This window comes from Paenarthrobacter sp. NPDC089322 (assembly GCF_040684895.1).
In the GTDB taxonomy this organism is placed as follows: Bacteria; Actinomycetota; Actinomycetes; order Actinomycetales; family Micrococcaceae; genus Arthrobacter.
The window spans coordinates 1-15,443 of record NZ_JBFBGW010000031.1; the positions used below are offsets into that span (position 1 = coordinate 1).

The 15,443-nt window shown below is 63.5% G+C and carries 16 protein-coding genes; 8 read left to right on the forward strand and 8 right to left on the reverse strand.

Features of this window, described 5'->3' with window-relative positions; all coding sequences use genetic code 11:
• Positions 1 to 503 precede the first annotated feature (503 nt).
• The 5 genes from cycA to AB0N65_RS20095 form a co-directional block, all read right to left on the reverse strand.
• Positions 504 to 1,964, reverse strand: a complete 1,461-nt coding sequence (cycA, locus tag AB0N65_RS20075) for a D-serine/D-alanine/glycine transporter (protein WP_364165850.1) — start codon at positions 1,962 to 1,964, stop codon at positions 504 to 506.
• Positions 1,965 to 2,114: 150 nt separating this feature from the next.
• Positions 2,115 to 2,876 carry an ABC transporter permease gene (locus AB0N65_RS20080; protein WP_364165853.1) on the reverse strand — a complete coding sequence of 254 codons (762 nt, stop codon included), beginning with the start codon at positions 2,874 to 2,876 and terminating at the stop codon, positions 2,115 to 2,117.
• Positions 2,873 to 3,679 carry an ATP-binding cassette domain-containing protein gene (locus AB0N65_RS20085; RefSeq protein ID WP_364165855.1) on the reverse strand — a complete coding sequence of 269 codons (807 nt, stop codon included), beginning with the start codon at positions 3,677 to 3,679 and terminating at the stop codon, positions 2,873 to 2,875. Before AB0N65_RS20085 ends, AB0N65_RS20080 begins: the two co-directional genes overlap by 4 nt.
• Positions 3,676 to 4,047, reverse strand: coding sequence for a DUF1048 domain-containing protein (locus tag AB0N65_RS20090; RefSeq protein WP_364165858.1), 372 nt, complete (start codon positions 4,045 to 4,047; stop codon positions 3,676 to 3,678). Before AB0N65_RS20090 ends, AB0N65_RS20085 begins: the two co-directional genes overlap by 4 nt.
• Positions 4,048 to 4,049: 2 nt before the next feature.
• A complete protein-coding gene (locus AB0N65_RS20095; protein ID WP_364165861.1) occupies positions 4,050 to 4,379 on the reverse strand; it encodes a PadR family transcriptional regulator in 330 nt (109 codons plus the stop codon).
• 104 nt (positions 4,380 to 4,483) lie between these two features.
• Between AB0N65_RS20095 and AB0N65_RS20100 the strand changes: the two genes are divergently transcribed.
• Both AB0N65_RS20100 and AB0N65_RS20105 read left to right on the forward strand, forming a co-directional pair.
• Positions 4,484 to 4,990: a GNAT family N-acetyltransferase gene (locus AB0N65_RS20100; RefSeq protein ID WP_364165864.1), complete on the forward strand. Its 507-nt coding sequence runs from the start codon at positions 4,484 to 4,486 to the stop codon at positions 4,988 to 4,990.
• Positions 4,991 to 5,105: 115 nt separating this feature from the next.
• Positions 5,106 to 5,549, forward strand: a complete 444-nt coding sequence (locus AB0N65_RS20105) for a MarR family transcriptional regulator (protein WP_364165867.1) — start codon at positions 5,106 to 5,108, stop codon at positions 5,547 to 5,549.
• A 7-nt stretch (positions 5,550 to 5,556) separates the two neighbouring features.
• On the opposite strand, the gene AB0N65_RS20110 is transcribed toward AB0N65_RS20105, so the two are convergent.
• The 3 genes from AB0N65_RS20110 to AB0N65_RS20120 form a co-directional block, all read right to left on the reverse strand.
• Positions 5,557 to 7,026, reverse strand: coding sequence for a sugar porter family MFS transporter (locus tag AB0N65_RS20110; protein WP_364165870.1), 1,470 nt, complete (start codon positions 7,024 to 7,026; stop codon positions 5,557 to 5,559).
• 346 nt (positions 7,027 to 7,372) lie between these two features.
• Positions 7,373 to 8,719, reverse strand: coding sequence for a formimidoylglutamate deiminase (locus AB0N65_RS20115; RefSeq protein WP_364165872.1), 1,347 nt, complete (start codon positions 8,717 to 8,719; stop codon positions 7,373 to 7,375).
• On the reverse strand, positions 8,716 to 9,915 hold the full coding sequence (locus tag AB0N65_RS20120) for an allantoate amidohydrolase (RefSeq protein WP_364165875.1): 1,200 nt from the start codon (positions 9,913 to 9,915) through the stop codon (positions 8,716 to 8,718). Before AB0N65_RS20120 ends, AB0N65_RS20115 begins: the two co-directional genes overlap by 4 nt.
• Positions 9,916 to 10,148: 233 nt before the next feature.
• On the opposite strand from AB0N65_RS20120, the gene AB0N65_RS20125 reads away from it, so the two are divergent.
• From AB0N65_RS20125 to hutU, 6 genes are all read left to right on the forward strand, one after another.
• A complete protein-coding gene (locus tag AB0N65_RS20125) occupies positions 10,149 to 10,835 on the forward strand; it encodes an IclR family transcriptional regulator (RefSeq protein ID WP_364165878.1) in 687 nt (228 codons plus the stop codon).
• Positions 10,832 to 11,938, forward strand: coding sequence for an ATP-binding cassette domain-containing protein (locus AB0N65_RS20130; RefSeq protein ID WP_364165881.1), 1,107 nt, complete (start codon positions 10,832 to 10,834; stop codon positions 11,936 to 11,938). Before AB0N65_RS20125 ends, AB0N65_RS20130 begins: the two co-directional genes overlap by 4 nt.
• Complete coding sequence (locus tag AB0N65_RS20135) at positions 11,935 to 12,585, forward strand: ABC transporter permease (protein ID WP_364165884.1); 651 nt, start codon at positions 11,935 to 11,937, stop codon at positions 12,583 to 12,585. Before AB0N65_RS20130 ends, AB0N65_RS20135 begins: the two co-directional genes overlap by 4 nt.
• Positions 12,582 to 13,298, forward strand: a complete 717-nt coding sequence (locus AB0N65_RS20140) for an ABC transporter permease subunit (protein ID WP_364165887.1) — start codon at positions 12,582 to 12,584, stop codon at positions 13,296 to 13,298. The genes AB0N65_RS20135 and AB0N65_RS20140 overlap by 4 nt, the downstream gene beginning before the upstream one ends.
• Positions 13,299 to 13,396: 98 nt before the next feature.
• The gene (locus tag AB0N65_RS20145) at positions 13,397 to 14,311 is read left to right on the forward strand and encodes an ABC transporter substrate-binding protein (RefSeq protein ID WP_364165890.1); all 915 of its coding nucleotides are present in this window, start codon (positions 13,397 to 13,399) and stop codon (positions 14,309 to 14,311) included.
• Between the two features lie 32 nt (positions 14,312 to 14,343).
• On the forward strand, positions 14,344 to 15,443 hold a 1,100-nt coding region (gene hutU / locus AB0N65_RS20150; protein ID WP_364165893.1), incomplete at its 3' end, for a urocanate hydratase.

The following is a 15,443-nucleotide window of genomic DNA, read 5'->3' on the forward strand; positions in this document are numbered from 1 at the left end:
AAGCCCACACCAACCACCAAACCCGCGCCCAGCAACCACTGGCCGCCTAACCAAAACAAACAACGAACCTGTCTCAAAAAGTTGACGACCGCAGTGAGCGAGGGTTAGGGAAAAGGGGGGCATTGGTGAGAGAGGGTTCGCCGGAAGGGGGGCATTGGTGAGAGAGGGTTGAGGGGGGTTCAAATCCTGCAGAGCCGGTCGGAAGCCCTCGCCAGCGGGGCTGAACCCAGCGGAACGACCACGCCCACCACGCCGGAAGTCAGCCGGACCAGCACCGGCTCACCGGTCAGCCCCGCTACGTCCGGGCCGCCGGTCAACCCACCGTCCCAAGGCGACCCGACCAACCCGGCCCAGCCCCGCTAACCACAGCAAAAGCCCGACGTCCGCATCCAAGAGTTGAGTGCCGACGTCGGGCTTTACAGTTGGCGGCCCCAGCGCGCCGCAGCGGCCCAGCGCGCCGCAGCGGCCCAGCGCGCCGCAGCGGCTGATCGCGCCGCAGTGGCCTAGCGGGCTGCGGCGGTTTCCCGCTCGGCCATTGCCTTCCACTCGGCCACGCGGGCCTGGTGCAGGGGCGACTTGCGCACCACCGCGTAGGCTACGCCGAGGATCGCGAACCAGATGGGCGTGACCAGCAGTGCGGTGAGCGTATCGGGCTGCGTGGTCAGCGCCCACACGAGGAATGCGAAGAACGCGAAGACCACCCACACCATCGGAATCCCGCCGGGCATCTTGAACGGCGACGCCGCGTGCTGCTCCGGCCGGCGCTTGCGGTATACGAGGTAGCTGGCCAGGATGATGGACCACACGAACATGAAGCAGACGGCGGACACGGTGGTCACCATGTCGAACGCGGCACCAACGTCCTTGCCTGCGTAGAGGAGAACGACGCCGGCCAGCAGCAGGACGCAGGAAAGGAACAGGGCGTTCTGGGGTACTTTGCGGCGGGAGAGCCGGCCGAAGACCTTGGGGGCGTCGCCGTCGTTGGCCAGGCCGAACACCATGCGGGAGGTGGAGTAGATACCCGAGTTGGCCGAGGACATGGCGGACGTAAGCACTACGAGGTTCACGACGGTTGCTGCCATGCCGAGGCCGGCGAGCGAGAACATGGCGATGAACGGGCTGTGGCCGGCCTTGAACTCGGTCCAAGGGGTGACGGACATGAGGATGATGAGGGCGCCTACGTAGAACAGCATGACGCGGAGCGGGATCGCGTTGATGGCGCGGGGGAGGTTGTGCTCCGGGTTCTTGGTTTCGGCTGCGGCGGTACCTACGAGTTCGATGCCTACGAAGGCGAAGACGGCGATCTGGAATCCGGCGACGAAGCCCATGAATTCCTTGGGGAAGAAGCCGCCGTGGCTCCAAAGGTTGGTGAAGCTGGCCGTGCCGGCGTTGGACTGGAAGCCGGTGAAGATCATGACCAGGCCAACGACGATCAGCGCGACAATGGCCACGATTTTGATGAGTGCGAACCAGAACTCGGTCTCGCCGAAGGCCTTGACCGTGGGGAGGTTGAGGAGCAGCAGGATAAGGATGGTCGCCAGGCCCGGGATCCACAACTGGATGCCTGGCCAGAGCTCGTTGGCGTAGCCGGCGATCGCGATAACGTCCGCAACACCTGTGACTACCCAGCAGAACCAGTAGGTCCAGCCGGTGAAGAAGCCGGCCCAGGGTCCCAGGAGGTCGCCCGCAAAGTCGCTGAAGGACTTGTAGTTCAGGTTGGACAGGAGCAACTGCCCCATGGCCCGCATGACGAAGAAGAGCATGAAGCCGATGATCATGTACACAAAGATCACGGAAGGGCCAGCCACGGAAATGGTCTTGCCGGAGCCCATGAAGAGGCCCGTTCCGATGGCGCCGCCGATGGCAAGGAGCTGGATGTGCCGGTTGCTGAGCGAGCGTGACAGGTGGGGCTCGCTGTCCCTGCTGGAGGCGTGGAGCTGCCCCTGTGTTGTCTGGTCAGACATTTCGTAGAACCCTTCGGAGGACCCGTCACAATAGTGACGACCGTTACAAATCTGGTGTGACCAAGCTATCCCCTATGTCTGACAAATTGCGAATCGGTCTGCATGGCGAAAGCTCCCGCCTGGATAAGGGGGAGCTCTGCCGGGTGAATTCTAGGAGATCTTCCGCCGGTATGCGGCTGCGGCGAAGACGTAGGCCAGTGCCATGATGCCGAGGCACCAAGCCAAGGCGATCCAGATGTCGCTGCCTACGGGACGCTGGGCGAACAGGTTCTGGATGGTGTTGACGATTGACGTGACCGGCTGGTTCTCCGCGAACCAGCGGACGGGTCCGGGCATGGTGTCCGTAGGAACAAAGGCGGAGCTGATGAACGGCAGGAAGATCAAGGGGTAGGAGAACCCACCCGCGCCGTCCACGGACTTCGCCGAGAGCCCTGCGATGATGGCCACCCAGGTGAGTGCCAAGGTGAAGAGCGCCAACATTCCGGCGACGGCAAGCCAGTCCAGCACGCTGGCCGAGGTCCGGAACCCCATCAGCAGGGCCACTCCAACGATAATGACCAAGGACAGCCCGTTGGCTACCAGCGAGGTCAGTACATGCGCCCAGAGAACGGACGACCGCGCGATCGGCATGGACTGGAACCGCTCGAAAATACCGCCCTGCAGGTCCGTGAACAAACGGACTGCCGTGTAGGCGATGCCGGACGCGATCGCGATCAGCATGATCCCGGGCAGAAGGTAGTTGACGTAATTGTCCGTGTCAGTCTTGATGGCTCCACCGAACACGTAGACGAACAGCAGCATCAGGGCAATCGGGGTGATTGCCGTTGTGATGATTGTGTCCACGCTGCGGAAGATGTGCCGCATGGAGCGGCCGAGCAGCACGGAAGTGTCTGCGAAGAAGTGCGTGTTCATGACCTGTCCTTTACTGTCCCGCTGTCGCCCACTGTCCCGCTGTCGCCCACTAACGCCAGGAAGATTTCCTCGAGTGTGGGCTGCTTTTCCACGTACTCAACGATGGCCGGCGGAAGGAGCTGCTTCAGTTCGGCAAGGGTGCCGTTGGCGATGATCCGGCCTTGATGCAGGATTGCGATCCGGTCTGCCAATTGCTCGGCCTCTTCCAAGTACTGCGTGGTGAGCAGCACCGTGGTTCCTTGCCGCGCGAGTCCCCGCACTACGTCCCACACTTCAAGGCGTGCCTCCGGATCCAAGCCGGTGGTGGGTTCGTCGAGGAAGATCACCTTCGGCTTGCCGATCAGGCTCATGGCGATGTCCAGCCGCCGGCGCATGCCTCCGGAGTACGTGGCCACCTTGCGGGAACCCGCTTCCGTGAGGCTGAACCGGGCAAGGAGTTCATCCGCGATAGCGCCGGCGTCTTTCAGATGCCGCAGCTTCGCCACGAGTACCAGGTTCTCCCGGCCTGACAGAATTTCGTCCACTGCCGCGAACTGCCCGGTGAGGCTGATGGATTCCCGCACCTTCAGCGGCTGGGCGGCAACGTCAAAACCCTCGACGACGGCGGACCCGCCATCCGCTGTCAGCAGCGTGGACAGGATCTTGACCATGGTGGTCTTCCCCGCGCCGTTGGAGCCAAGCAGGGCAAAGATGCTTCCGGGGGCGACCTCGAAATCCACCCCGCGGAGTACGTGCAGGTCTTTGTAGGACTTTTCGATGCCTTGGACGCGGATGGCTGCTCCGTTGCCCGTGATGGTGGTCATGATCCGGCCTCCCTGTTTTTCGCTTGATCAACCGCCTTGATGAGGCGATCGCGTTCCTTGTCGATCCACCGCTTTCCGCCGTAGGCCTGGGCGAAGCTCTCGGCGAACTCAATGGGATCCTCGCCAACGATCTCGGGGACGGGTGTGCCGTCGATTGCGGCGCGTTCCCACAGGTCTGCGAAGTCACTGAACATCCGGACGATCGTGTCTCCCTCGGTGACGCCGCCGTAGTACGTGAGGTACCGGTTGAAGGCGTTCGCCACGCTGAGGTATGGCTCCGGCAGGGCGTCCAGTCGTGCTTTGGCTTGCTTGTACTGCTTCTTCTGCTCGAGTGATCCGGTGACCAGTTCGATCCATTTTGCTGCCATGGTTATTTCCCTTCCTTGCGGAGCTGTTCGAGTCGTTCTGACAGGAAGCTCCAGGTGTTCCAGAATTCGTCCAGTTCTTTTCTGCCTTGCGCGTTGAGCGTGTAGACCTTGCGTGGCGGGCCTTTTTCCGACGGCCGCTTTTCTACGTCCACCAGGCCTTTCTGCTCGATCCTGACGAGCAGCGCGTACACGGTGCCTTCGGCGATCTCCGTGAAACCCTGCGCCCGGAGCAGCGTGGTGATCTCGTATCCGTACGCGGCGTTGCCGGTCAGGAGCGCAAGGACGATGCCCTCCAGCGTGCCTTTGAGCATCTCCGTCATTTGCTTGCCCATGAGGCTCCTCCCTTCGGTACTCAGTAATGCTAGCTACCACTACATAGTAGAACTAGGTACTGGTACTTAGCAATACTGAGTTCCAAGAAAAATGGCATGCTTGGTTGGTGACCACGGATCCTGCCGCCGTGCCCGCCCTGGTGACTGCCGCCGTCGGGCATGGAACCCTTACCCTGAGGCGCGCGCTCAAAGGCGACCTCCCGCAGATCCTGCGGCTGCTCGCGGACGACCAATTGGGCGCCACGCGCGAAAGTGTGGATGATTCAGGGCCGTACGAGCAGGCTTTTGACGCGATCGACGGCGACCCGGCCCACCTTTTGGTGGTGGGCGAACTCGACGGCGATGTCGTGGCAACCTTCCAACTCAGCTTCATCCCGGGCTTGTCGCGCAAGGGGTCCTGGAGGGCACAGATCGAGGCGGTCCGCGTTTCTGACGTGCTCCGCGGCCAAGGTGTCGGCGCGCTGATGATCGAGTGGGCCATTGAGCAGGCGCGGCAGCGCGGCTGTTCGCTCGTGCAGCTCACCACCGATAAGTCGCGCGTCGCGGCGCATCGCTTCTACGAACGGCTCGGCTTCGTCGCGAGCCATGAGGGAATGAAGCTCACCCTCTGACCCAAGTAGGTCGCATTTGTGCGCGTTTTGACGCCTCTAAACGTGCACAAATGCGACCTACTTGGGTGCGCCGCAGCTTGACCATCAAATACCCAAACTATTAGGGTGCCTAAATATGAGTGCCGCGCAGGACCAACGCCTCCTTGACCTCGCCCAGGACTTCCGCGAGGCGCTGCGCCTCGGCGTGTATCTGTTTCGACGGCTGGACCCGGAGGGTGAACTCACCGCCGCGCAGCTCAGCCTGCTTTCCATGACGTCCGACGGCGGGCTTCGCGTCGGAGACATCGCCCGGAACCTTGGGATCAAGGTACCCAGCGCTACGGAGCAGATCATCAAACTTGAGCGCGGCGGCCTGCTCATGCGGCAAGCCGACCCGGAGGATTCCCGTGCCGTCCAGGTGGTCATCACCGAAGCCGGGAGCGCCGCCGTCGAATCCGCCAATCAGCGGCGCAACGCAACGGTGGCAGGGCTCCTCGAAAACCTCAGCAAGCAGGAGATTGACGATCTTGCCGCGGCCCTACCCGTCATCAGCAAGATCAACGGTTCATTCCAAAACTGAAGCAGCCTTACTTGGGTTCGTCCGAACCCACCGGCAACGGTGCCACCGGCGCGCCTTTGGGAACGAAGAGGGTCTCGGCCTGCTCGAGCGACATGCCGTTCGTCTCGGGAACCTTGAGCATCACAAAGAAGAACGACGCCGCAGCGAACGCCGCGTACATGGCGTACGTCAGCGGCAGCGAACCTGCCGCCATGACGGGGAAACTGAGCGTGATGGCAAAGTTCGCGATCCACTGCGCCGCCGCCGCGAGGCCAAGTGCCCGGGCACGGATACGGGACGGGAAGATCTCGCCGAGAAGGACCCACACCAGCGGACCCCACGAAGCCCCGAAGCTGACCACGAAGACGTTGGCGGCTACCAGCGCAATCGGGCCCCAAGCACCCGGAAGGGTGATCTCGGAACCGGTGCCCGTGGCCGAGGAGAACGCCAAGGCCATGACGCCGAGGGAAGCCGCCATGCCGATCGAGCCGGCCAGCAGGATGGGACGTCGGCCGATGCGGTCCACCAAAGCAATCGCTACGAGGGTCACCAGGATGTTGGTGATGGACGTGGCCACGGAGATAGTGAGGGAGTCCTTTTCCTGGAAACCGACGGCCTTCCACAGCGTGGTGGAGTAGTAGAAGATGACGTTGATTCCCACGAATTGCTGCAGCACGGACAGGATGATGCCGATCCACACCACTGCCTGAAGGCCGAAGGTCTTGCCGCGCAGTGAGCCCTTCTTGCTGGAAAGCTGGTCCTGCTGGATGGACTCGCGGATGTCGCGGATGTGCCGTTCGGTGTCGTCGTTGGGGATGAGGGTGTCGAAGATCCGGCGGGCGTCGTCCTCCTTGCCGTTGAGCACCAGGAAGTGCGGGGACTCCGGCAGCCGGAACGCGATCCACCCGTACACGGCGGCGGGCAGTGCGCAGGCGATGAACATCCAGCGCCAGGCCTCGATGCCCAGCCAGAACATGCTTGCGGCGCTTCCGGCGGAGTTGGCCAGCACCGCGTCCGACAACAGCGCAGCGAAAATGCCGGTGGTGATGGCAAGCTGCTGGAGCGAGGCAAGGCGACCGCGCACGTGCCGCGGGGAAATCTCGGAGATGTAGGCCGGGGCGATAACGGATGCCAGGCCGATGCCCAGGCCACCCACCAGGCGCCAGAAGATCAGGTCCCACACGCCGAACGCCAGCCCGGTACCCACGGAGCTCACCAGGAATAGCAGCGCACCGATCTTCATGGCGGGGATGCGTCCGTAGCGGTCGGCGACCTTGCCGGCCAGGTAGGCGCCCAGCGCGCAGCCCAGGAGGGCAACGGCTACAGAAAAGCCGGTCACGGCCTCGCTCATGTGGAACTCGTCCTTCATGGCATCCACGGCACCGTTGACTACGGAAGAGTCGAAGCCGAACAGGAAGCCGCCCACTGCTCCGGCAACGGCCAAACCGACCACTTTCCGGGACACTGGGGGCACGCCGTGGGTGCTGGGATTGGACATGGGTCTCCCTCGGGAATGGTGGTGTGGGATTCACGGTGCGGGACGTCATCGGCTGTTCCGACGGGGACGCCGGTGCACTCGCGCTACACAGTGTTGCACGCCATATCGGGCAAGTGCCAGTCAAGGTGATGCAGATGACGTGCATTCATACTGTTAACGCATGTTTGCGCATTCAAGCTGTGAAGCAAAGCTGGATGCGCGCTCAACCTCGGCAGGTTAGCGGAAAACACGCCTTTTGGCTCTACTAAGTGAACGCAAAGCACGACGGCGGCAGGTGCCTGATGAGCGCAACGTCACCGTCCGCCGTCGTCATCAACTACCCGACCCGGGCCCCACAAAAGGGCGACTAAGAGAAGTCCCTGAGTGCTTCCGCGAGGAGCGCGCCGGGCTCGCCGAGGTGCAGGTGCGCACCCCGCGATGCAAGCAACTCGCCGTTAACGACGACGCCGATCACATCGCTGGCCGTTGCGCTGAAGGCCAACTGCGCCGGGCGGGAACCGGCCGTGCGCGTAGAGGCGGGATCGACCACCATGAGGTCGCAAACTCCGCCAAGCTGCAGCGCCGGCCCGGCAACGGGAGTGGCCATGGACCTCACCGCACCCTCCGTCGCGGCACGCAACAGTTCCTGCGGGGTGAAGCGGCCGCGCTGGCCCGAACCGAGACGCTCACCGTGCTCCAGGGTTCGCATCTCAACCCAGGGATCGATCACCGCGTGCTGGTCCGTGCCCAGGGCGATGGCTGCTCCGGCGTCGGAAAGTTCCCGCGCGGGTCCGATGCCGTCCGCGAGGTCTGCTTCGGTGCTGGGACACATGACGACGGTCGCACCCGCGTTCCCGAGCAGTGTGATGTCTTCATTGGTCAGGTGTGTCGCGTGGACGGCGGAGAGCCTGCCGGACAACAAACCGTGACGTTCCAGCAGGCCTGTGGGCGTGGTGCCGTAGGCCTCGAGGCAGGCATCGTTTTCAGCGGGCTGTTCGCTCAGGTGGATGTGCAGGGGGATGTCCGTGGGCAACTGTTGCGAGACGGTTTTGAGGTCCTCTTCCGGCACTGCCCGGACTGAATGCAGGGCAGCACCAACACTCACGTGCTCCGGGGGGAAGCTCCCCGCGATGGTGGTCCGCAGGGAGGACAGGCGGTCAAGCCATCCGTGGACGCTGACGTCCCCGAATCGTGCCTGCTCGGCGCTGAGTGGGGTTCCGATCCCTCCGGCAAGATACAACGTGTCCAGCAAGGTAAGGCGGATCCCTGCGGACATGGCTGCGCGGGCCAGGGCGAGTTCCATTGCGTGCGGCTCCGCATACGGTGCCCCGTCGGGCTGATGGTGGACGTAGTGGAACTCGGCAACGCTGCTGAATCCTGTGACGACCATTTCGGCGAACACTGCCGTGGCGAGCTTCTCGTATTTCTCCGGGGTCAGCTCTGAGGCGCTCTTGTACATCTGCTCCCGCCACACCCAGAAATCTCCGCGGCCGTCATGCGTGCGCCCGCGCAGGATTCTGTGGAAAGCGTGCGAATGGGCATTGGCGGCAGCCGGAAAGACGACGCCGGCCAGGGGCGTGTCCCCGGGCTGCGGCTGTGCGCCGACGGTGATGGCGGAAATACGGCCTTCGTGCGTTTCCAGGCGAACTCCCCGGGCTGCCTCCGTGCCGCCGTCCACCTCGACAAGGGCTGTCTCGCACCAGAAAGCGGTCACAGGAGTCCCTCCAGGACGTCGGCCAACGCCACAGCACCCGCGGAGGCGTCCTCGTCGGCCACGTACTCTTCAGGTGAATGCGAGATGCCGCTGGGGTTGCGGACAAAAACCATCGCTGAGGGAACGTAGCCCGCGAGAACGCCGGCATCATGTCCCGCCCCCGTTGCGAGCACGGGTGCTCCGGGCAGCAGCTTGGCGATGCGTTTGCTGAGGCCCGGATCGAAGTGCACGGTATCGCTGTAGGATTCCTCGGTCAGCGTCACTGTGCAGCCTTCGCCGGCGGCCGCTTCCTTGGCCGAACGGTAGATCGCTTCGATGAGTTGTGCGGTCACAGCGTCGTCGGGGTGGCGGGCGTCGAGCCAGAGATCCACCCGTGACGCGATGACGTTGGTGCCGCCGGGAACCGGTGTCAGGCGGCCCACCGTTGCCCGGGCGTCGGGTTGCCTGGCTGCAGTGTCGCGGACGGCAATGACGATCTGTGCAGCCGCAACCATGGGATCGGCGCGGTCGGCCATGAGCGTTGTGCCGGCGTGGTTGCCTTGGCCGTTCACGCTCAGCTTCCAGCGTCCGTGCCCCAGGATGGAACTTCCGACGGCGACGGCTGGCCCGGTCTGCCCGAGGCCCTTGCCCTGTTCCACATGGAGTTCGACGAAGTCGCCGATTCGCGCCAGCGCTACGGCGTCGGGGCCGACGTGCCGCGGATCCAGTCCGTTATCCTTGGCGACGTCCGCGAACGAGTTGCCGTTGGTGTCCCGCAGGTTCAGCGCCTTGTTGACGTCGATGGCACCAGTCAGGAGCCGTGAGCCCAGGCAGGCCACGCCAAAGCGAGAGCCCTCTTCTTCGGGAAAGACGGTGATGGCCAGCGAGCGTGAAGGCTGGACTCCGCGGGCGGACAGAATGTCGACGGCGGCCAGCGCCGAGGCGACACCGAGCGGCCCGTCGAAGGCGCCTCCGCCGGGGACGGAGTCGAGATGGCTGCCAGTGACCAGCGCGCCATCCTGCGGCTTCCCCCACCAAGCCCACATGATGCCGTTCCGATCGGTTTCGACGTCAAGGCCACGGTGCTGTGCTTGCTCGATGAACCAGTGCCTGAGGTCGAGTTCGGGGGTTGAATAGACGGCCCGGGAGTAGCCTCCGCGCACTGAATCGCGGCCAACGTCCTGGATTGATGCGAGGAGCTGATTGACGGTTTCCACGTGTTCCTCCGATTGGGGTGACTGCCACCAAGTAAAAACCAGATGCCACCACATGACAAGGCTTGGAGGCAGTGTTACCTGGCTGTGAAGGGGTTCCCTGTCTACGTGGGCGGGGTGTCTTAAAGCTGAGGGCACCATGAAATGTTTGCTTAAGCTCTTGCCATTTGATGAAAGTTGATTTTTACTGAATGGCAAGACATGGTGATTTAGACCACTCGAAAGCAGGTCAAACAGTGGCAGCAGACTCCTCCACCCGGACGGTCGAAAGAGCGTTGGCCCTCCTCAGTGCTGTGTGCACTGACGGGTCCATCAGCCTCAGCGACGCCGCACGCGTAGTCGACCTGTCTGCCAGTACTGCGCTCCGCCTCCTCCGTACCTTGGAAGGCAGCGGCTTCGTGACACGCGATCCGGGCGGCAACTTCCGCCCCGGGGCCAGCGTCATCCAGCTGGGAGCCCTCGCCTTGGGACAGGAATCCCTGGTTTCCCTCTGCACGCCGCACATGAAGCGGCTCGTGGCGGAAACGGGCGAGTCCTGCTACTTGAGCATTCCCGGTCCTGGGGAAACCGGAATCTACATCGCCATCGTCGAAGGTACGCGCTCTGTCCGGCACACGAGCTGGGTCGGCAGGAGCATTCCGCTGGAAGGGTCCGCCGCAGGCAAGGTCCTGACCGGCGGGCAGAACGGACGCGGCTACGCCATCGTGCGAAGCGGCGTTGAAGACGACATCACAGCCGTCGCTGCGCCCATTGTGATCGGCGGCCGCACAGTGGCAGCCCTCAGCATCGTCGTTCCCAGTTACCGCTTGGACCAGGCGAAGGCACAGACATTTGGCGAGGAACTGGTGAAAGTAGCAGACAACATCCTCGAGGAACCCGACGAAGACCATGAAGTGCCCCAGGAAAGCATGGAAAAGAAATGATCAAGTTTGAAAACGTCACCAAGGCCTACCCGGACGGCACCGTCGCCGTCGACGGCCTCAATCTGGAGGCGCCCACCGGGAAACTGACCATCCTGGTTGGTCCCTCGGGTTGTGGCAAGACCACCTCGTTGAGGATGATCAACCGCCTCATCGAACCCACCAGCGGGACCATCTACCTCGATGACGAGCCAACCTCCGGCATGGACGCAGCGCTGCTTCGCCGCAGGATCGGTTACGTCATCCAGCACGCCGGCCTTTTCCCCCACAAGACAATCGTCGACAACGTGGCAACCATGCCCGTCCTGCTGGGCGAGAGCCGCCAGAAGGCCCGGACCAAAGCCCTTGAACTGATCGAGCGCGTCGGTCTTCCCGCCAGCTTCGCCAAGCGCTACCCGTGGCAGCTTTCCGGAGGCCAGCAACAGCGCGTCGGAGTTGCCCGTGCACTCGCTTCGGACCCTGCCTTCATGCTCATGGACGAGCCCTTCAGCGCCGTTGACCCCGTGGTTCGCGGGCAACTGCAGGACGAGTTCCTCCGCCTGCAGCGCGAAATCGGCAAGACCATCATCATGGTCACCCACGACATCGACGAAGCCCTCAAGCTCGGTGACCAGGTTGCCGTGATGCGTGTTGGCGGCAAGCTCGCTCAGATGGCTTCGCCATCGGAACTGCTTACCTCGCCTGCCGATGAATTCGTGGCCGACTTCGTAGGCCGCGACCGCGGCTACCGTTCGCTCGGCTTCACCAAGACTGCAGGCAATGTCGCCATCGGCGAAGAAGCCGTGGTCCAGCTTGGTGCTTCCGCGGAGGAGGCCCGCGCCAAGGCGTCGGGTGCTTGGGTGTTGGTGGTCGACGGCGGCCGCAAGCCCCTCGGTTGGGCACAGCCGGACCTTCTCAACGGCGAGCTGAAGCGCGAACACCTGAACCTCAGCGGAATTCCCGCCGCCGCCTCCGGAACCATGCGCCAGTTGCTCGATGCCGCGCTCTCCTCGCCAAGCCGGCGCGGCGTGGTGGTCAACGAGCACGGAGAGCTCATCGGCACCGTCACCGCTACGGACGTCGTCAAGGCCATCGAAGCCGAGCCGCATCTGGAGACGGCCCGATGAACTTTGAATGGCTGGGCCGGCAGTTCGACAACATCGTCTTCCTCTTCGGCTGGCACGTTGCGCTCGCGGTCATTCCCTTGGTCCTGGGGCTGCTGATCGCCCTTCCCCTTGGTTGGTGGGCACACCGGAGCCGGCGGATCTACCCGTTGCTGGTAGGCGTCGCCGGTCTCCTTTACACCGTTCCGTCCCTGGCGCTCTTTGTGCTGCTTCCGCTGGTCCTGGGCACCAAGATCCTTGATCCGCTGAACATCGTGGCAGCCCTGACCATCTACACCGTGGCACTGCTGGTGCGTGTGGTGGCTGATGCCTTGGAGTCCGTGCCCGAAGACACGGTCCAGGCCGCCAAGGCCATGGGCTACCGCGGCTACCAGAGCCTGCTGAAGGTGGAGCTTCCCGTGGGTGTTCCCGTGATCTGTGCAGGCCTGCGTGTGGCCGCAGTGTCCAACGTGAGCCTCGTGTCCGTTGCCGCGCTGTTGGGTATTCCGCAGCTTGGCACGCTGTTCACGCAGGGCTTCCAGCTCCGCTTCTTCACGCCGATCATCGCGGGCATCGTACTCTGCGTCGTCTTGGCGATGATCCTTGACGGGCTGATTATCCTTCTCAACCGGTGGCTCACACCGTGGACCCCCAAGGTGGTGGCATCGTGAACTACTTGTTCGACCCCGCACACTGGACCGGCGCTGACGGCATCCCTACGCTCATTGGCGAACACCTCCTGTATTCCCTGATTGCCTTGGCCATCGCCGCCATCATCGCGGTGCCGCTGGGCATCTACATTGGAGTTACAGGCAAGGGCGTGTTCATGATCGCCGGGCTGGCCAACGCATTGCGTGCCCTGCCCAGCGTCGGTCTCCTGATCCTGCTGGTCCTGGTGATCTCGCCCTCGTTCCCGTCGCGGATGGGCTACATCCTGCCGAGCCTGATCGTGCTGATCCTGCTCGCGGTTCCACCCATCCTGACCAACACCTATGCCGGCGTGCGCGCGGTGGACGCTGCCGCCGTCGACGCTGCCAAAGGCATGGGCTTCCGGACCATGAAGATTCTCACCGATGTCCAGTTGCCGTGCTCGCTTCCGCTGGTTTTGTCCGGCGTGCGCAGCGCGTTGCTGCAGATCATCTCGACGGCGACCATCGCGGCGTACATTTCGCTCGGCGGCCTGGGTCGGCTCCTGATCGATGGCAAGGCCCAGAACGACTACAGCCAAATGGTTGCGGGCGCCGTCCTGGTTGCACTGCTGGCCCTGTTCTTCGACCAACTGCTCGCATTCATCACACGCCGGGTCGTCTCACCAGGACTGACGCGGCGAACCATCAAGTCGGCCCCCGCAGCCGAAGCCGTGAAGACCCCCGTCACGGTCTAAGCAACACTATGAGCCGGCACGCCGGCGCGAAGATTCACCTCCACCCACCCCCACCTGGCCGCTGCATGCCCTGCAGCGCCCATTTCAGGAGAGTTGACATGAAGAAGTACATCACCGGATTCACCCTCGCGGCCGTTGCCGCCCTGACCCTGAGCGCCTGCGGCGGCGGGGACCCCATGAGCACATCCAACACTGCTAACGCGGGAGCCTCAAGCGACAGCATCATCGTCGGTTCGGCCGACTTCCCCGAAAGCCAGTTGATCGCAAAGATCTACGCAGAGGCCCTCAAAGCCAAGGGCGTGGAAGTCACGGAAAAGCCGAGCATCGGCAGCCGCGAAGTCACCATTCCCGCGCTCAAGGACGGCTCCATCGACCTCATGCCCGAATACGGCGGAGCCCTCCTGCAGTACCTCGATTCTTCAACCAAGGCTGTCTCGTCCGAGGACGTCATCAAGGAACTCGGCACCAAGATCCCGTCCGGCTTGACGGTCCTCACGGCCTCCGAAGCAGAGGACAAGGACGTCCTCACCGTGAAGAAGGAAACCGCCGAGCAGTACAACCTCAAGACCATCGAGGACCTCCAGCCGGTGGCCAAGGAACTCGTCCTGGGTGGTCCGCCGGAGTGGAAGACCCGCCTCAACGGCGTGGCCGGCCTGAAGTCCGTCTACAACCTTGAGTTCAAGGAATTTTCAGCGCTCGACGCCGGTGGGCCGCTGACGCTGAACGCCCTCCTTTCCGGTCAGGTACAGGTTGCGGACCTCTTCAGCACCGATCCTGCCTTGGCGGAAAACAACCTCGTGGCACTCGAAGACAACAAGAACCTCTTCCTGTCCGAGAACATCGTCCCGGTCATCAACCAGAAGAAGTCCACCGACACCGTCAAGGAAACCTTGGACAAGGTCTCCGCCGCGCTCACCACGGAGGACCTCATCACGATGAACGGTCGCGTGGCGAAATTCGAGGACATCGGCGAGATTGCCAAGGAATGGCTCAAGTCCAAGAACCTGGGCTAGACCCCGCTGAAATTGTTTTTGAGGAGTAAAGAATGACTGCCGATTTCACTACAGGAGCCCGTCCGGTCAAGGCTGCCCGGGGTACGGAGTTGACCGCTAAGTCGTGGCAGACCGAGGCGCCGTTGCGGATGTTGATGAACAATCTGGATCCGGAGGTTGCTGAGCGTCCGGATGACCTGGTGGTTTATGGGGGTACGGGCCGGGCGGTGCGTTCCTGGGCTGCGTTTGATGCGATTACCCGGACGCTGGAAACCATGGAGAAGGACGAGACCCTTCTGGTCCAGTCCGGCAAGCCGGTGGGTGTGTTCCGCACGAATGAATGGGCGCCGCGGGTGTTGTTGGCGAACTCGAACCTGGTGGGGGACTGGGCAACGTGGCCGGAGTTCCGCCGGCTCGAGGCCGAGGGCCTGACCATGTACGGGCAGATGACTGCCGGTTCCTGGATTTACATCGGCACGCAGGGGATCCTGCAGGGCACGTACGAGACGTTCGCCGCCGTCGGACGGAAGCTTGCTGAGCAGGGCCGCCACCCGGCGCCCGCCCCTGAAGGTTCGACCGAGGGCCCGCTGGCCGGGACCCTGACCCTCACGGGCGGGTGCGGTGGCATGGGCGGGGCGCAGCCGTTGGCGGTCACGTTGAATGACGGCGCGTGCTTGATTGTTGATGTGGATGAGTCCCGGTTGCGCCGCCGTGCCGGTAAGCGGTACCTGGACGAGGTCGAGACCGACCTGGACACCGCGATCGCCAAGGTCCTGAAGGCCAAGGCTGAGCGCCGCGGCTGGTCCGTGGGGTATGTGGGCAACGCCGCCGAGGTGTTCCCGGAACTGCTCCGCCGCCACAAGGCCGGCGAGCTGACGATCGACGTCGTCACGGACCAGACGAGCGCCCATGATCCGTTGTCGTACCTGCCCGAGGGCATCACCGTCGAGGAATGGCACACCGAGGCCGCGGCCGATCCGGAAGGGTTCACGAAGAAGGCCCAGACCTCCATGGCCCGCCACGTCCAGGCGATGGTGGAGTTCCAGGACGCCGGGGCCGAGGTGTTCGATTACGGCAACTCGATCCGGGACGAGGCCCGCAAGGGCGGCTACGACCGGGCGTTTGAGTTCCCCGGGTTCGTTCCGGCCTATAT

What these genes read in the sequence shown, in the direction of transcription:
- cycA (WP_364165850.1), bottom strand. Translation starts at nt 1,964, where the DNA reads ATGTCTGACCAGACAACACAGGGGCAGCTCCACGCCTCCAGCAGGGAC.
- AB0N65_RS20080 (WP_364165853.1), bottom strand. Translation starts at nt 2,876, where the DNA reads ATGAACACGCACTTCTTCGCAGACACTTCCGTGCTGCTCGGCCGCTCC.
- AB0N65_RS20085 (WP_364165855.1), bottom strand. Translation starts at nt 3,679, where the DNA reads ATGACCACCATCACGGGCAACGGAGCAGCCATCCGCGTCCAAGGCATC.
- AB0N65_RS20090 (WP_364165858.1), bottom strand. Translation starts at nt 4,047, where the DNA reads ATGGCAGCAAAATGGATCGAACTGGTCACCGGATCACTCGAGCAGAAG.
- AB0N65_RS20095 (WP_364165861.1), bottom strand. Translation starts at nt 4,379, where the DNA reads ATGGGCAAGCAAATGACGGAGATGCTCAAAGGCACGCTGGAGGGCATC.
- AB0N65_RS20105 (WP_364165867.1), top strand. Translation starts at nt 5,106, where the DNA reads ATGAGTGCCGCGCAGGACCAACGCCTCCTTGACCTCGCCCAGGACTTC.
- AB0N65_RS20110 (WP_364165870.1), bottom strand. Translation starts at nt 7,026, where the DNA reads ATGTCCAATCCCAGCACCCACGGCGTGCCCCCAGTGTCCCGGAAAGTG.
- AB0N65_RS20130 (WP_364165881.1), top strand. Translation starts at nt 10,832, where the DNA reads ATGATCAAGTTTGAAAACGTCACCAAGGCCTACCCGGACGGCACCGTC.
- AB0N65_RS20135 (WP_364165884.1), top strand. Translation starts at nt 11,935, where the DNA reads ATGAACTTTGAATGGCTGGGCCGGCAGTTCGACAACATCGTCTTCCTC.
- AB0N65_RS20145 (WP_364165890.1), top strand. Translation starts at nt 13,397, where the DNA reads ATGAAGAAGTACATCACCGGATTCACCCTCGCGGCCGTTGCCGCCCTG.